The sequence below is a fragment of the Acinetobacter sp. SA01 genome, assembly GCF_011319235.1.
Classification (GTDB): Bacteria; Pseudomonadota; Gammaproteobacteria; order Pseudomonadales; family Moraxellaceae; genus Acinetobacter.
The window spans coordinates 1-16289 of the sequence record NZ_WXXM01000026.1; the positions used below are offsets into that span (position 1 = coordinate 1).

General features: G+C 39.9%; 12 protein-coding genes and 3 pseudogenes. 8 read left to right on the forward strand and 7 right to left on the reverse strand.

Features of this window, described 5'->3' with window-relative positions:
• The first annotated feature begins 244 nt into the window (after positions 1 to 244).
• Positions 245 to 1559, forward strand: a pseudogene (locus tag GTU69_RS15705) (ISNCY family transposase).
• 297 nt (positions 1560 to 1856) lie between these two features.
• Entirely contained in the window at positions 1857 to 2144 is a 288-nt protein-coding gene (locus tag GTU69_RS15710) for a hypothetical protein (protein WP_240921725.1), read from the forward strand.
• A 147-nt stretch (positions 2145 to 2291) separates the two neighbouring features.
• Here GTU69_RS15710 and GTU69_RS15715 read toward each other — a convergent pair whose 3' ends face one another.
• Both GTU69_RS15715 and GTU69_RS15720 read right to left on the reverse strand, forming a co-directional pair.
• Positions 2292 to 2582 carry an addiction module antidote protein gene (locus GTU69_RS15715; RefSeq protein ID WP_166171884.1) on the reverse strand — a complete coding sequence of 97 codons (291 nt, stop codon included), beginning with the start codon at positions 2580 to 2582 and terminating at the stop codon, positions 2292 to 2294.
• A 1-nt stretch (position 2583) separates the two neighbouring features.
• Positions 2584 to 2880, reverse strand: a complete 297-nt coding sequence (locus GTU69_RS15720) for a type II toxin-antitoxin system RelE/ParE family toxin (RefSeq protein ID WP_004647749.1) — start codon at positions 2878 to 2880, stop codon at positions 2584 to 2586.
• A gap of 171 nt (positions 2881 to 3051) precedes the next feature.
• Here GTU69_RS15720 and GTU69_RS15725 point away from each other — a divergent pair, with 171 nt between their 5' ends.
• Positions 3052 to 4059, forward strand: coding sequence for a DUF4917 family protein (locus GTU69_RS15725; protein ID WP_166171886.1), 1008 nt, complete (start codon positions 3052 to 3054; stop codon positions 4057 to 4059).
• A 134-nt stretch (positions 4060 to 4193) separates the two neighbouring features.
• Positions 4194 to 4602, forward strand: a pseudogene (locus GTU69_RS15730) (helix-turn-helix domain-containing protein); the annotation flags it as partial.
• A gap of 101 nt (positions 4603 to 4703) precedes the next feature.
• Here GTU69_RS15730 and GTU69_RS15735 read toward each other — a convergent pair.
• Complete coding sequence (locus tag GTU69_RS15735; RefSeq protein ID WP_166171888.1) at positions 4704 to 6389, reverse strand: DUF4394 domain-containing protein; 1686 nt, start codon at positions 6387 to 6389, stop codon at positions 4704 to 4706.
• Between the two features lie 518 nt (positions 6390 to 6907).
• Positions 6908 to 7832: pseudogene (locus GTU69_RS15740) on the reverse strand (IS5 family transposase).
• Between the two features lie 40 nt (positions 7833 to 7872).
• Here GTU69_RS15740 and GTU69_RS15745 point away from each other — a divergent pair.
• A complete protein-coding gene (locus GTU69_RS15745) occupies positions 7873 to 8289 on the forward strand; it encodes a hypothetical protein (RefSeq protein ID WP_166171890.1) in 417 nt (138 codons plus the stop codon).
• A gap of 289 nt (positions 8290 to 8578) precedes the next feature.
• Here GTU69_RS15745 and GTU69_RS15750 read toward each other — a convergent pair whose 3' ends face one another.
• Positions 8579 to 11536, reverse strand: a complete 2958-nt coding sequence (locus GTU69_RS15750) for an EAL domain-containing protein (RefSeq protein ID WP_240921727.1) — start codon at positions 11534 to 11536, stop codon at positions 8579 to 8581.
• Between the two features lie 365 nt (positions 11537 to 11901).
• Positions 11902 to 12789 carry a diguanylate cyclase gene (locus GTU69_RS15755; RefSeq protein WP_166171894.1) on the reverse strand — a complete coding sequence of 296 codons (888 nt, stop codon included), beginning with the start codon at positions 12787 to 12789 and terminating at the stop codon, positions 11902 to 11904.
• Between the two features lie 400 nt (positions 12790 to 13189).
• Here GTU69_RS15755 and GTU69_RS15760 point away from each other — a divergent pair, with 400 nt between their 5' ends.
• The 3 genes from GTU69_RS15760 to GTU69_RS15770 are packed head-to-tail and all read left to right on the forward strand — an operon-like array spanning position 13190 to position 14936.
• A complete protein-coding gene (locus tag GTU69_RS15760) occupies positions 13190 to 13762 on the forward strand; it encodes a nuclear transport factor 2 family protein (RefSeq protein ID WP_166171896.1) in 573 nt (190 codons plus the stop codon).
• Positions 13738 to 14238, forward strand: a complete 501-nt coding sequence (locus tag GTU69_RS15765) for a chalcone isomerase family protein (RefSeq protein WP_086197542.1) — start codon at positions 13738 to 13740, stop codon at positions 14236 to 14238. Before GTU69_RS15760 ends, GTU69_RS15765 begins: the two co-directional genes overlap by 25 nt.
• An 11-nt stretch (positions 14239 to 14249) precedes the next feature.
• A complete protein-coding gene (locus GTU69_RS15770) occupies positions 14250 to 14936 on the forward strand; it encodes a response regulator transcription factor (RefSeq protein ID WP_166171898.1) in 687 nt (228 codons plus the stop codon).
• Positions 14937 to 14941: 5 nt separating this feature from the next.
• Here GTU69_RS15770 and GTU69_RS15775 read toward each other — a convergent pair whose 3' ends face one another.
• Positions 14942 to 16276, reverse strand: coding sequence for a HAMP domain-containing sensor histidine kinase (locus tag GTU69_RS15775; RefSeq protein WP_086197544.1), 1335 nt, complete (start codon positions 16274 to 16276; stop codon positions 14942 to 14944).
• Positions 16277 to 16289 lie beyond the last annotated feature (13 nt).

A 16289-nucleotide genomic window follows, 5' to 3' on the forward strand; every position in this document is an offset into this window, starting at 1 on the left:
GCAATCGTTCCCAATCTATGCCACGTAGACGTGCACAGAAAACAGCGGTTCAACAACGAAATCTAAATCCTGTACTTGACTTGGAAATGTCTGTATAGGACATTTCTATTTGGTTTTAAGGTAGGACATTTCTACTTAGGAATAACAAGACCTGTTAGAAACCATTTAAAGTGTCTGTATTCTCACCAATAAAAATGTCTGGTCTATGATGCACATCAACATCATGGGCTGGATATGAATCGAGATGCTGATCACTATGTCTGACAAGGAAATACAACGTCTTGCGGTTCTGCAAGACGTTCGAGATCAACGTATTACACAAGTCCGTGCTGCAGAAATTCTGAATCTTTCAACCCGCCAAATTACTCGGTTATTGCAGAAGTTCAATCAAGATGGTGTTTCAGGCCTGGCACATGCCAGTCGTGGTCAACCTGGCCCTCATCGCCATGATGACCTGTTAAAATCAGAATGCCTTTCCATTATTTCTGAACATTTGCTTGACTTTGGCCCAACCTTGGCGCATGAGAAGCTCATCAGCATGTTTGGCCTGAATATTCCGGTAGAAACGGTTCGGCGCTGGATGACTCAAATGGTCTCTGGATTCCTCGATCCAAGCGCCTGAAGCGTCCATATCAGCCACGTTATAATCGTGATTGCTTCGGTGAGCTGATCCAGATTGATGGCTCATATCATGACTGGTTCGAAGGACGTGCCGCCAAATGCTGCTTACTGGTTTAAAGCTGTTGCATCTGCGCTTTTGTGAAGCTGAAACCACCTTTGATTATATGCTTTCGACTAGAGCCTACATTGAGCAATACGGCAAACCTCTGGCCTTTTACAGTGATAAACATTCGGTATTCAGAGTCAATCAGAGATCCAGCCAGGACAGCCAGATCACGCAATTTGGACGGATTCTGAATGAGTTAAACATTGATATTATCTTTGCCAACTCGCCACAGGCCAAAGGTCGTGTGGAACGTGCCAACAGGACACTCCAGGACCGTCTGATTAAGGAGATGCGCCTGGAAAGCATCTGCTCGATTGCCGAAGCCAATGCCTGGCTGCCCTGCTTCATTGAGCAGTTCAATCAGAAGTTTGCCAAGTGTGCGAGAAATTCCAAGAACTTGCATCGACCATTAACAGAATCTAATTTCGAACTGGATGATATTTTTACCTGGCAGGAACCGCGTAAAGTTACAAAGAACCTGACCATCACGTATGACAAGTGTATTTATATGCTTGAGCCAATAGCACTGAATTACAAACTTGTTGGGCAATACATTTCATTTCTGGAGTACCCGGATGGTACTGTGGCCATCATGCATGAAAGACGGAAGATCAACTACAGCATCTTCAATAAACTGGCTGGACTGCAGCAGAATGAAGTGGTTGAGAATAAACGGTTAGGCGCAGTCCTAGCTCATATTCAACAGCAACACGAAGGGTTGGAGAAACAGAATAAACGCTCCCGTGCCAAGAAAAGTATGCCAAGTCGTAAAGCTCAGAAAGTAGTTATTGAACAAAGAAATTTAAATCCTGTGCTTGACTCTTGCAGTTAAAAACAGGACATTTTAAATGATTTATCGCATAGATATTTTAATTGGTGAATAACAGCACTTTAGAATATTATTATTTTTCATATAGTTAAAAAAATTGACCGACCTCTAAAACAGAAAAACCGACTTGGAAACAAGTTGGTTTATTTTTAATCAATCCTGATACTTCTTGTCAATAAAATTGATCATAATTTAACCAAATTGTCATTTTTCTCAGCGTTATCAATTCAGCTCTTGCTTAAATTATCCCCAATTTCTGCGGACAACTCTGGGGATAAAAAGTGGCCAGACCTGTAAGCTTTGGCTCACATTCATTCAGGTGCTTTGCATCTATGCCATTCTTCATCAATTTCCTATCATGGGGACATAGAGGAGGAAGAGTATTCAGAAAAATATGGGCATGAACTGTATGCAATCGATGATGTTGAAGGAAAAAAAATATTTATTGATATTAATGATCCTTGGAGTGTTTCCTCAAACTGGGGATCATTAGAGAATGAAATAAAGTTAATAAAAATTGGGCTATTTCCATTAATATTAAGACAAAAATTCGAAAGTAAAGAAACTTTTGAAAAAAAAAGCAGATGAACTAGCTAAGCTAATTAATGTTGTTCACACTAAAGAAAATAGTATTGTATTTCCTACTAGTAAATACAATCGTAATAAAGAAAATTAGTAATTAGAGCTAAAAATGGGAGCTTTCATCTCCCATTTTTACTATATTTTTTTAAAGTCTTATACGTGTTGTACTGTGAGTTTTAAGCCTAAAGCATTCACTACACGATTAATCGTATCAAAACGTGGTGCTGAATCCTGACGTAGAGCTTTGTACAGTGCTTCACGTCCAATTCCTGCTTCTTTAGCAATTTGAGTCATACCACGAGCTTTGGCAATCACCCCAAGTGCATGAGCTAATTCAGCTGGATCATTCTCTTCAAGAACCATATTGAGATACATCACAATATCTTCTTCAGTTTTGAGTGACTCAGCCATATCAAAACTTGGTAAATCAGCGACTTTAACCATTTTAATCCTCCAATGTTTTCGATAGTTTGACTGCACGATCGATGTCTTGTTGTTGAGTTGATTTATCTCCGCCACCAAGCATTACAATCACTACGTCACCATGTTGGATGTAATACATCCTCCATCCAGAACCGAAGAATTCCCTCATTTCCCAAACACCATCTTGGAGAGGTTTAATATCTCCCCAATTTCCACGTTGAACCTTGTCTAATCGACGATTCAAGCGAATACGGGTCATATTGTCTTTAATGCCATCTAACCATTCATCAAATTCTGGTAGACGTTTAATTTCAATCATGAGGATTCCCTCTCTTCTCACCATATTGTATTCGATCGAATACAATATACAAGTACTATATACGAAAATCCATTAATTTTGCATAACAGTCATTATGTTAAATAGAAGATTATTTACTTAGGCTGTATTATAAAATATTATTATAAAATTATTATTTTTCAATTAATTAATATGATTTCAACATGGCAAGAAATATTGGGTAAAGAATATATTTGGGATAATTTGCTACTGGGCAATGGCTTTAGTTGTAATATTTGGGAAAATTATTCATATACGTCCCTGCTCAATTTTTCTCAAGAAAAAATGATTGAGCCGATTTTAAAAGAATCAGTCTTAAAAATATTTAAGGACCTAAAAACTACAAATTTTGAAGAAGTATTAAAAGCATTATTAACAACAGCCATTGTAAAGGAATCTTTGGGAGAGAATACTGAAGAAGTCATAGAACTATATGATAATGTTAGAAAAAATCTTTTTAATACAGTGCATTCAACGCATATTCCTTTTTATAAATTGCAAAAGAAAATTATTGGCAAAGAACTAACTAATTTTAGAAAAGTATTTACGACTTGTTATGACTTGATTCCTTACTGGAGTGTTTTTAATACTATCTCTTCTAATAAACAAGTCGATTTTTTCTGGAGCAATAATACATTTGATTCTAGAAACGTAAAGGTTTTTTATCCAGCTAGAGTCACAGCCTTCTATTATTTACATGGTGCTTTGCATCTTCAAACTAATCTTGCATCAGGTGTTCACAAATTACTTGGTGCATCAGATAATTTACCAGAAATTGATAGTTATAAATTTACTGAACTAAATACAGTACTCCCTTTGTTTATTACTGAAGGGACTAGCGAATATAAATTAAGTAAAATAGAATCAAATAGTTACTTGAATTTTTGTTATAAAGAATTATCAAAAATAAAAGATGGTTTGGTTGTAATAGGTCAAGGTCTTGATCCCACTTATGATCAACATTTAGTCGATGCTATTATTTCAAATGAAAAGCTGACGTATGTAGCAATTTCTATTTATTCAGGTCTACATGAATATGAAAAAGAAAGACTTATAAAGTTTTTTGAAGCACGTTTATTGAGGAGAACCCCTCAATTAGAATTATTTTTCTTTGAATCAAGTTCACATCCCTTATGCTCTAAAGATGTAAAAGCAAATTAACATAATACACCCTATAAGAAACGCTCATGTTAGAAACCATTTAAAGTGTCTATATTCTCACCAATAAAAATGTCCGCTTTTAGAATACGCACTTTTGCGATTATCGAAGCGGACGGTTTGATATGTTGGTGTCTATGTCGGATAAAGAACTTAAACGATTGTCGGTCTTGCAAGAAATCTGCGATCAACGCATAACCCAGTCCCAGGCTGCTCAGCTACTGCATATTTCAGAACGTCAACTCAGACGCTTATTGCAAAAATACAAATCTCAAAGTCCAGCTGCATTAGCCCATGCCGGTCGTGGCCAAACCAGTAATTCAAAGCTTTCTGAAGAACTCAGACTCAAGTGCCTCAATATGGTTGCTGAGCAATTCCATGGTTTCGGGCCAACTTTAGCCTATGAAAAGCTAACCAGCGTTCATGGCTTCAATATTTCAGTAGAAACGCCCCGTTCCTGGATGATTGCAGCCTGATTTATGGATTTCTCGATCAAAACGCTTGAAATATCCATATAAGCCCCAATATGACAGTGATTGCTTCGGGTGAACTGATCAAGATTGTAAGGATTATTAATCTCAATTATTTTATTAGCGTAGATTCGTATATAAGTTAGAACCTACGCTAAAAAATATCTAAATAATTATCTATTTGAGTAACAGTGCAATATCAATGAGTGGTTCAGTTCCTATAGTAGAGGCTGCAATATTTGGATTTCCATCCACACTAATAGCCGGTTTTGCACGATTATCACTTGTTGTTAGTGTACTAAGATCTATACGATATAAAACAGATTGTCCTGAAGGATTAGCAATTGAAGCTAAAGCATAGCCATTGTCTCCACCAACAATATCAAAACCGTTATTTAAACCTAAATTGATACCTAACCCACCAATTGGGTTAAGTAATCCTGTATTTGGTGGATCTTGTTTGGCTAAGATGTGATTGGTTTGGTCAAGATCAAAAAGTTCTGTACCTAAACCTGTCACACTTGTTTTAAAACTGTTGCTATAAGCTGCTGCGCTAATTATGGCACCAGGAATACCGTTAATGGAACTATCTTGGATAGTTTCCCCTGTATCAACATTAATTCTAAGGCTTTGTCCAGTATTACTAATTACGCGCAAACGATCAGCAGCAGGATTAAAATCTACAGCAAAAGCTGTTCCGTCTAAACTGGTGAATGTACTATTCATTGCAGCTACTAGAGTACTTACTAAATTTGTTTCCCCTGTTTCAGGGTTAATTGTATATAAGTTACCTTTATTTGTTAAACCGTATAGTTGTCCAGATAGCTCTGTAGTGCTTCTGAATCTGTAGTCAATACCAATGAACTTTTCATCGATTAATAAGCCTGTGATACTCTTTTCAGTTACCCTATTAGGCTTATTTAAAGCAAAACGTATTAATTTATTATTACTACTTAAACCAATTCCTTCGGCAGTCGCATCTTTAGCACGTTTTAAGGCTATACCCCGTATTCCACTAGCTGTATAAGAGTTTTCTAGGTCATTAGTATTAAAAACAGCATTATTTATTGTACCAATATTTGCCAAATTCAATTGATAGAGTTTATAACCATCTGAAACTTTTAATGCAGCGTAACCAATATTATTGATAGGGTCTATATCAAAACCACCACCTTCTGTAGTTATAGTATTCGATAATGCAGCTGAATTCCCTAAAGTTCCAGCATTTGCATTTTGTAAGTAAATACGCCCAGATGTCTGATCTATACTGTATAGCTTGGTCGTTGCGGTTCCTGCAAAAGCATTAGTGTAAGCAGCCCCAACAATAACAGGATTACTTTCTATGGGATTTATTACGCCATCAGTAATTGTTACGCCGGTATCAACATTAATCCTTAAATTTTGTCCTGTATTAGTGATAACACGTAATCTATCAGCAACAGGATTGAAATTTACACTAATTAAATTAGCATTACCTAAGATTTTGCTAAAAGGTGCATTCCCATCAACAGTGTCTGTTGGATCAGCTGTGAGTTTTCGAAGAAATGTGGCAATTCCTGTATTCGGATTCAAAGTATATAGATTACCAAGCAATCCAAGGGCATAGAGTTTTTCATCCTTAGGTCTATAGTCAATTCCCACCAGTTGATCATTTGGTTCTAGCATTCGAATTTTAGTAGAAGAAACAATAATGTTTGGGGTATTTCGATTAATTGATGTAATTAAACCGTCACTAGTTAGAATAATTGTATCGCCAGAAGAAACTGGAAGAAAATTTTCTTTCTTTTGAGAGCTCGTATTACATCCAGCTAGCAGGAAGCAACTTATTGAAGCGAGTGCATAAGTGATCACTCTTTTTTTCATATCTTTAATTCCAGTAATATTTGGATCAAATTTGTTTGAAATAAAGCAATGTTAAGTATCTATTTCAATTATTTTTAAATCCATTTAGATAAGAAGGTATTAGTTTTTGTGAGATAAACTAATCATAAGTCATTACAGATATAAAAATATGTTTTTCAATAATTTATGTAAAGAATTGAATTATTAATTTTTTTATGAATATAGTAATAATTAGGTAATCATTCACGAAAAAATCACAAGTTTTATGATTTTTACATATACAAATATTTATGTCACTAGCAATAAAATTGTATTAAAAGCCTAATAACTATAATATTTATACATTGAAAAAATAAATATTAATTAACCTGAATCTTGCTTAAACAAATGATTTTATGATTTGAATTTTTAGCTTATTCTAGCATCTTATTGATATTCATATAACGAAGCATAAATACGACTTAAAAAGCAAGTAATACCATGAGTGGGCTTTTTTGCATAAACATTCAAAAGCTGGATTTACTCCAAGCCATTCAAATTTAAGTGACAACTTGGGTGTGAGGTCGGCCTAATTCCGTAAACCGATTGAGTACCGCCACACGTGCATGAATCTCATTGACCTGGCTTTGAAAATGTCTTGCCGTCAGCTTATCTCCTAATAATTTGATGCAATGCATCTTGGTTTCCACCAAACTTCAACGATGATAGCCCGACCATTTTTTCCAGATGGTCCTGCCTAAATGTTTGATCGTTTTCAGTAGTTCATTTCGCTCAGCTGAGCTGGCTCTTGAATCCTTCAATGGTCTGGCATTCTTTCTAGGTGGAATCACCGCATGAGCCTTCCGATCGGAAATCATTTGCCTGCAGTATTTTATGTCATAAGCCCCATCCGTATAGACCGAATCAATTCGCTCATTTTCAGGGATCTGATCAAGTAAATCACCGAGCACCGGTGAATCACTGACATTATTCGTCGTCAGCTGAACCGCGCATATTTGTAGGGTTTCAGCATCGATCCCAATATGTAATTTACGCTATTGGCGACGATATTCAGGCTGATGTTTCTTACTCTTCCATTCGCCTTCACCTAAAAATTTTAAACCCGTAGAGTCGACGAGTAGATGAAGTCCATCACTGCTTTTTTGATAATGAATTAAAATATCGATATGCTTTTGTCTACGACAGAGAGTTGAATAATCGGGTGCTGTCCAATTCAAGCCACAGAGTTTGTTAGGCTTTGAACAAAGCCTGTCACCATGCGCAAAGAGAGCCGAAATAGAGATTTCATCATGAGGCAGCATTGAATTGCTGTATCGGAGTAAGTTTGATTTCGTCCTTGTTTGCCTTGTGGTTGGGCATAACATTCGGTAGTAGGATCAAACCAAATCGAGAGATTCCCTCGATTGATTAAATGTAGGAGGACCAGTTGGTTGTACGATAGATTTTAAGTGCAGGCTTATTCATTTGAGCATTATATTGCTGAAGAAGCCTTTAGCAGAGGTTTATGCAACAAAGTCCTGAGGCAGAGTCAATTTTAAATCAGGCCGATTTACTTATGATAAAGATGTATCAAGAAAAATCAAATATGTTTGATCAGTTAATTATTTATGCTAATCAAATTGACTTATCAACGGATAAAAAGACAGATCAGTTTCATCAGAATTTTGATAAGTTTTTTTCTCAATATGTCAAATCTCAGGAACAGATTTTAGCATTAGAAAAGAAAAATTTAGCTTCAAAGAGAGAGATGTTGAACTTGCTTAAGATAAAAGAATGGACTATCGAAAATGATCAGCTTGTTTTTACTGACCCAAATAATCTGCAGCAGTACCAATATTTACAAAATGAGATCAAGAGAACCCATTTAGAGAAGGTCAGCATGCAAGCGAAAACTTTAAGATTATTTTTAACTATCTACTAAATAACAAAAAAAACCTGCATCTTGGGGAGGATGCAGGCTGAAAAACTTCAAGATTATTTCTGTGGAGAAATTAATCTATACTAATATACTTGGTTTAATATGTGAAATAAATCGCATTATATATCAAATTTTAAAGACTGTACTGCCACCCTTCTTTTGGGTAGATGTCTTTTATTGCACTTTAGGGCTTAGCAATTGCCTTCATGAGCAAGTAACCGCAATTCTTTTACAATGGTCTAATCCCCGACTTTAAGCTTGGTGATTACCTGAATGATGATCCTATTTAATTTTAATGCCGGGTTTGCTGAGACAATAGATACTGCTTAAGCCCAACAATAGGCATCGGTTTGCCAAACAGATAGCCCTGGTAATGGTAACACCCCTGTTTTTCCAATACCTCGCGTTGAGCTTCGGTTTCTACCCCTTCAGCAAGTACAGAAATACCCAAAGTTTTTGCCAAGACAATAATCATTTTGGCAATTTCAGCATCATTGGCACTAATCACAATATTACGAACAAAACCTTGATCGATCTTTAATTGATCAATCGGAATTTGTTGTAAATAAGTGAGAGAAGAATAGCCTGTACCAAAATCATCCAGAGAGAACATTATTCCATAACGTTTAAGAATCGTCATTTTTTCAATAATGTCTTCTACCCGCATCACTAAGGCACTTTCGGTCAGTTCAAGCTTGAGTAAATGTGCAGGAGCCTGGGTACGTTCCAGAATATCGAGCACGTCTTGAACAAATTCATCACGGGCAAACTGGCTAGCGCTGACATTTACAGCCATGCTGAGCTGAGCAGTTTGCGGATACTTGGCCCAGTCACTCAATTGTTGACATGCACTTTCTAATACCCAATGGCCCAGTGGAATAATAAAACCATTTTCTTCTGCAACGGGAATAAAACGCGCAGGTGAAATCATCCCTTTGGTTGGATGCTGCCAACGTAACAAGGCTTCTACGCCAGTCACCTGTTGTGCACCATTGACTTGAGGCTGGTAAAATAGCACCAGCTGATTTTTTTCTAGTGCCTGACGTAATCCGGCATCAATCTCAGCACGTTCCTGAACCTGAGATTGAATCAACGGATCAAAGAAGCGATAGGTATTCCGGCCATAATTTTTTGCTTCAGACAGCGCCATATCTGCGCGTTTAATCGGATCCTGCACATTTTCATATGCTTTTAGCCCCAACAGGCTGATCCCGATACTGGCAGAACTACGATATTCTGAGTCTGCGAAAAAGTAGGGTTGAGCCAGTGCCTGTAAAATACGTTTTGCCGTCTTTTCCGCTTGTTGAATCGTCTCGGTTTCAGATGTGCCAAGTTGATCAAGCAGCACAACAAATTCATCACTACCAAGTCGAGCAACCATGTGATTTGTTTCTACACAATTTAACAGACGAGTGGCAACTTGCTGTAATAACCGGTCTCCAGTTTCATGACCTTCGGTATCGTTTAAAGCTTTAAAATTATCCAGATCAATGCACAAAATTACGCCGAGCTGTTTTTTATTTTCTGCCTCTCTCATGCTCTGTTCAAGATGTTCCAAAAACAGGCTACGGTTGGGTAATTTGGTCAAAGAGTCATAGAATGCCAGCAGGCGTACTTTTTCTTCTGAAGCTTTATAGGCAGAAATGTCGGTAATGGACGCCACATAATGCGTGGTTTGGCCCTTCTTATCACGTACAGCGGCAATCAAGATATGCTGTGGATACAGTTCACCATTTTTGCGCTTATTCCAGATTTCACCTTGCCAGGATCCGGTTGTGTGAATATGTTTCCACATGGTGGCATAGAAGTTTTTGTCATGCATGCCGGATTGCAGGATTTTAGGCGTATGACCAATTAACTCTTGTTCGCTATAACCGGTAATTTCGGTTAAAGCACGATTGGTCCGTAAAATAAGCATATGCGGATCTGTAATCAGCATTCCCACCTGGGAGTCAAATGCCGTTGCAGCGATACGCTGGTTTTCTTCAGCTTTTTTACGTTCAGTAATATCACGTGCCGAGCAAAAAAATACATCGTCATTATCCAGATGCACCAAGACCGAACTGATTTCTACCGGATAACGCTCACCTTGTGCATTCTGGTAAAATGTTTCGAAGCGAATGCCTTCAGGCGTAGAAATCCCTCTGCTGATCAGGTCTTGCAGCTCTGTCTGATCATAGCCGCTATCCCAGTAACACAGTGTTTTGCCCACGGCTGCCTGCGGAGTACTGCCGATCATACGGAAAAAGGAATCACTGCCTTCAAGCAGCCGACCTTGGCGATCTATGACATGGATCCCATCTTGTGCATTACGCAACAGCATCCGGCTACGACGATTGGCCAATAGGTTCGCCCGGATTTGCTGCCAGAGTAACCAGGCAGCAATCGTGGTCACTAGAAGGAAAAGCAAGCCCAGCAAAACGGCTTTGATCAGGTCCTCATACCATTGTGCTAGGTAGTCTTTTTCACCAAAGGCAACAACGACAAAAATAGGCATGCTGCTTAGTCGACGAAAGTTCCCTATACGTGGAACATGATCGGTTGTTTGTCGTGTGTAAATGGTGCCAGACTGTGCCCCGGAGTGAACCCGCTGAGACAGTTCCGGTGGTCCCCCCACAAAACCGACCTGGCCATTCGCTGTTTTGAGTATGGGGTTGCGTGCAATAATTCGCAGATCCAGGTCTTGTACCAGCACCACTCCTTTGGAACCTACATCTAGTTCGGTAATCAGATCATTAAAGTAGCTGGCAGGTAATGCAGCGACAATCATGCCTGCAAAAGTTCCATCAGCCTGATTGTAGCGTCGTGCAAATAGATGAACCCAGCCTTGGCCATTGGGATCTTTAATCAGTTTAGTAACAAACAGTTGATTCGTATTTTTCTGTTGGGCCTGTTTAAAAAAACTATAGTTTGCGTAATTGGATGTCTGAGTGCCAATATCATGATCAGCGAATTGGACTTGACCTTTTGCATTGGTAATGTGTATTTGTGTAACAGAACCGATCCAATCTTTTTCTTTCTGAATAAATAGATTAATTTCTTTATTATCTATTTGTTTTTTATTATCTAATTCTTTTTCTATATAGGTTTGTAACGTATGCAAAGACAAATCGATTTCTTGTGAACTGCTGTTCACGCTTTTTTCAAGCAGTGATGTTAAATTTTCTACACCAGTCCGAGCTTCAGCTTCTGCGTGCTCACGTGCAGTGTGCAAGGTATACGCCAATAAGCTGATCATAAAAATATTCATGATCACTACAGTAAGGACAAGAAGGATAAAAATAGATCTGTTTTTGATAGGCATATTCCCTCTGTGATCCCAATGCAGTACCCCAAAATATAATCTTTTGGGGCTAACTAAATAGATTAAAAATCATTCAAAACTTACCATAATCTAACACACAATAATATTGACTCTCTTGCTTAAATTAAAAAATACATTTTTTATAATTCCGAGCAATTTTGTATAGTAACCATCAGTGAATAAATTCTCGTCATGGTGAATAAATTCAAGAGATAAACGGGGGATCTTATCTCAGGAAAGCCCGCGGAGCGTAACTTAGCTATATCTATGAATGAGACACCCAGCAGACGAGCAATCTACAAAATATCTTGTCATGCAAAGACTGCCCGGTCTCGTCCCTGCTGCTTTCCTGAATACATCGCCTGGTCCGCTCTTGCAATGGCTTTTTCCATGGTTTCATCAGGCTCGACGTGGATAATACCGACCGTGGCGGTGATATAGATCACTTCACCACTTTTTAGTCGGGTCGGATTGCTATGCAGTGACTGAAAAATTCTGTCGATAATCTCATGCAGGGAATCGGCATTGTCCACTTCCAAAAAGATCAAAAATTCCTCGCCACCAAAGCGAAAAATGTTGTCTGTGTCTCGAAGAGAATCACGCAGTATCTGCGCCGTATGGGCAAGAACTTCATCACCCGCCTGATGTCCATATTGATCATTGACCTCTTTAAAATGATCCAAATCCAGTAAACCGACCGCCAATATTTTCTGGTTTTTTTTAGTACTTTGACTCAAGGTACTGAATTGATTCTCCATTCCATATCTTAAGGCCAAACCGGTTAAAGGGTCATACTGCAATGCTTGGGTAATCAAATGGGTTCTAAAATAAATCAGCAGTTCCAGCAGATCATTCTGACTTTTTTGATATTGACTGACTAAAGCGGCCTCTACGCACTGATTGTCTCTGAGCTTGGAAAATATATTATGCAAATGATGATGCACAAGATAATGCGCCTGCTCCAGTTCCCGGGTTTTGTCAGGATTGATTTTTTCAAATTTAGCGTGATTTGATTGAAACCATTTGCCAAAATGACACAATAAATGACTCTCTTTCTCGGAAAATTGTGGCTCGACAGGTGTTTTTAAAACGAGATATTGAAATACTTTTTGCGCCCAAGTGATATGTAGCCGAATGCCCTCATCGATCTCGATCAGTGCTGCATTTTGAGAGTTTTTAGTGTGATGTAATTGATCCATAGAAAAGAGTATCTCAAATAAGCGTATTGAATAGGTTGAACAACAGGTCATTTACAGTATTTAAAACTTCATCTCGGCAAGCATCCAGATAAACTATTGATCTAACTTTTATTTTACTTGATTTGTGGTCTTTTATTAAGTTGAATTTAAGATAATAGCGATGTGAAAAAGTATTAATCCGAGCTGAATAAATGGACTTAGCCCGCCGATAGCAGGACATACAGTGCCATTTTGGGCTCTCTTTCATCATGGAGTATGATGAATGATTTTTAAGCCCCTCTTTCTTAAAAGAAAAGGTTAGAATCGCCCGATCCTAACACTAGGGACAGCTTTGCTCTTCACATTCTGTTCACGACTCTTTATCTATAGTAAATACGTGAATTTAAGACGGGCAGTGATAATGAAACATGTTAAGAAAATAATGGCAGCGGCCTTGTCCTTACCGCTGCTAGCCTTGGCTGGATGTCAAAGTATTTCCAGTTATTCGAATGATTATGCAAAATCCAGAAGCGCTGTTCAGGGGGTAGCCCTGGATGAGGCCAAAGCGCTGGATATTGGCACTCGTTTTACCTCAGCATTTAATACTTTGGGCACACCAGCCTTTGTGGAACGAGCTGGCTCGCTGTATGCTGATCCGCTGTTTATTAACGATACCTTGTCGCAGTTTTCATCCCGGCAAAATCTAGTCCAGCATTTTCAGGGCATGAACAAACGGGTCAGTAAGGTCAGTGTCAAGCTGTTAAATACTTCTTATCATCAGGACTCTGCCTATGTGCACTGGCATATGGCCTATGATTTTAAAATGTTTGGCACGACTCGCAGCATGGACTCTTTTGGCATCAGTGAAATCAAGGTCAACCGGGACAACAAGATTATTTTCCAGCAGGATTTCTGGGACCCGGCCAATGGCCTGTACCGTTCCTTGCCTTATGTCGGAGGAGCCTATTCATGGCTACTGCCTTTCAAAAAATAGCCATCAGCACGGCGTTACTGATGGGATGTAGTTTCAGTCCATGGGTGCAGGCGCAAAGCTTGAATCAATGTGGCAATGGCCCGCTGATGGTGGGTCAAAAACAGGTCGGTATGGCCAGTTATTTTGCCCAAAACTGTAGCCAGTCCTGGAAAGAGCAGACGATCCAGATGGACTTTTCCTATACCCAGAATATTCCCGAATGGGCATTTAAGCGTGCAGCCATACATCTGCTCAAGCGTAATGTCAAAGACCCCAACATCCAGGCTATTTTCAATCCGATCAGCGATTTGTATCGTCCGGTCAGATCAGGTGATCTGTACCGCTTGAAATACAGCCATGCCACGCAAACCCTGAGTTTATCCCTCAACCGGAAAAATTTAGGGCAGCTGCAGCATCCGCTGGCCCAGCAATATTTTAATATATGGCTTGGTCCACAGCCATTTAGTGCTAAATTAAAACAGCAATTATTAAATTAGTATCCGTGACTATGTCCAAACATTTTATCCTCATGGTTGAAGACCATTATGAACTGGCCTCTACCTTATGCGAGTTTCTGGAAGAACATGATTTTGTGGTGGATCATGCCCGCAATCTGAATGCTGCGCGCCAGCTACTGAAACAGCAGCGCTATCATATCTTGCTGTTGGATATTAACTTGCCGGATGGTTCAGGTTATGAACTGTGTGAATGGCTGCGTCATGAAGAAGGTTTGGACCTGCCGGTGCTGATGCTCACTGCTCGTGATACCTTAGACGATAAGCTCAAAGGTTTCAATTCCGGCACGGATGATTACCTGGTCAAGCCGTTTGACTTTAACGAGTTGGTGGTGCGGGTCAAAGCCCTGATCAAGCGTTCGCTGGGTGAAGTCTCTAGTAGCCGTCTGCAAATTCACGATCTGATCCTAGATCCGGCCAGACAGCAACTGACCCGGGCTGGTCAGACCATTGAACTGCCACCAATTCAGTTTAAACTGCTTAAACTGCTGATGCGCCATTCACCTAAAGTGCTGACCAAACAGGAAATCATGATGGAACTATGGGGCGATGAAGAACCGGAAAGTGATGCTTTACGCAGTCATATTTATAATCTGCGTAAGATGGTCGACAAGCCTTTTGAGCAGAAGCTGATTCATACTATATCTGGTGTCGGTTTAAAAATCGCTTTAGATGCTTAAGCTTTTCAAGCGGAAACCTCGTTTAAATACACCACTACAATCAGTCCGGTAGTCATCGCCAGATCAACATCCTGATGGGTGCTGAGATAATACTGCCGGTCAAACAGCTCCACCCGCCAGCCCAACTGCTTGCACAGCTTCTGTACCAGTTGCAGGCCAATGCCATGTCCTTTGATTTCCAGTTGCAGCTGCTGTCCAGACAGCTCCTGGACTTTGGCATTATTCGGCAAAGGAATGCCGACCCCATTATCGGCAATCAGTACTTTGTTTTTTTGCAGAATGACATCAATTTCTGTGCCTTGCGAATAGTTCAGCGCATTACGCAGAATATTGCCAAACACCATTTTGGTCATCGATGGATAAAGTTTACGCGGCTGCTCATCGAGGTCTTTTTGCAGGTCAATCTGCATGCCTTTGTTATGGCTAACGCTGTCCAGATCCTGCACCAGATTGTCCAGTAACTGGGATAGCATGCTCGGTTCTGCACTTAAAGTATTGGTGGTATTGCGGGCGATAGCCAGCAAAGTATCGACCAGCAGTTGCATATCTTCAATGGTATTGTGCAGGCGGGTAAAGGACTTGTTGTCGCCATAGCGTGCCTGACACAGCTGCACATTGCCCTTTAAAATGGTCAGTGGCGTGCGCAGCTCATGGCTGACATCACCGGTAAACTCGCGTTCACGCTGAATAAACTCGCTTAACACCTGATGATATTTTTCTAATGCCTGCTTGAGATATTCCGCTTCCAGATTGGAGTCGGTACGGATGTCCTGAAACGGCGAAGCCTGATTTTTCTGGTGTTCCCAGTCAATATGCTCCAGCGCATTGGCCAGGCGGGTAATCGGGGAAAAATAGCGCCGCGCACGGCGATTCCACCACCACAGCACGCTATACAGCACAAATAGGCTGACCATCAGCGGTGCCAGACCAAACAGCCAGACCAGCTTGTTGACGTTGCTTTCGCCAAACACCAGCAGCACATGCTGTCCGTCTTTTTCACCATAAACGGTCATGCGCTCCTTGCCATCGACAAAATGCCGGTTCACCCCTTGCTCAAGCTGCATGTGGCGAAATTGGACCGGCGGCACATCGTTCCAGCGGTAACCATACAGGTTTTTGGTGTCGGGCAGTTCAGCAGCTGGATTACGTTCCAGCCGCTGCCAGTAGTGTGACATTTCCTGTTCCAGCGCAGTTCTGAGCAAGGAACCCTTGATTACCCAGGCACTACAGGCAATCCCGATCACCACAGACAGGGCAATGAATCCGATTTGCAGCCAGTAGTAGCGGTTAAACACCTCACCCAAAGGATGATCGCGTTTGTCCCTAAACAGCCTTAACATTGGTCTATTCCCC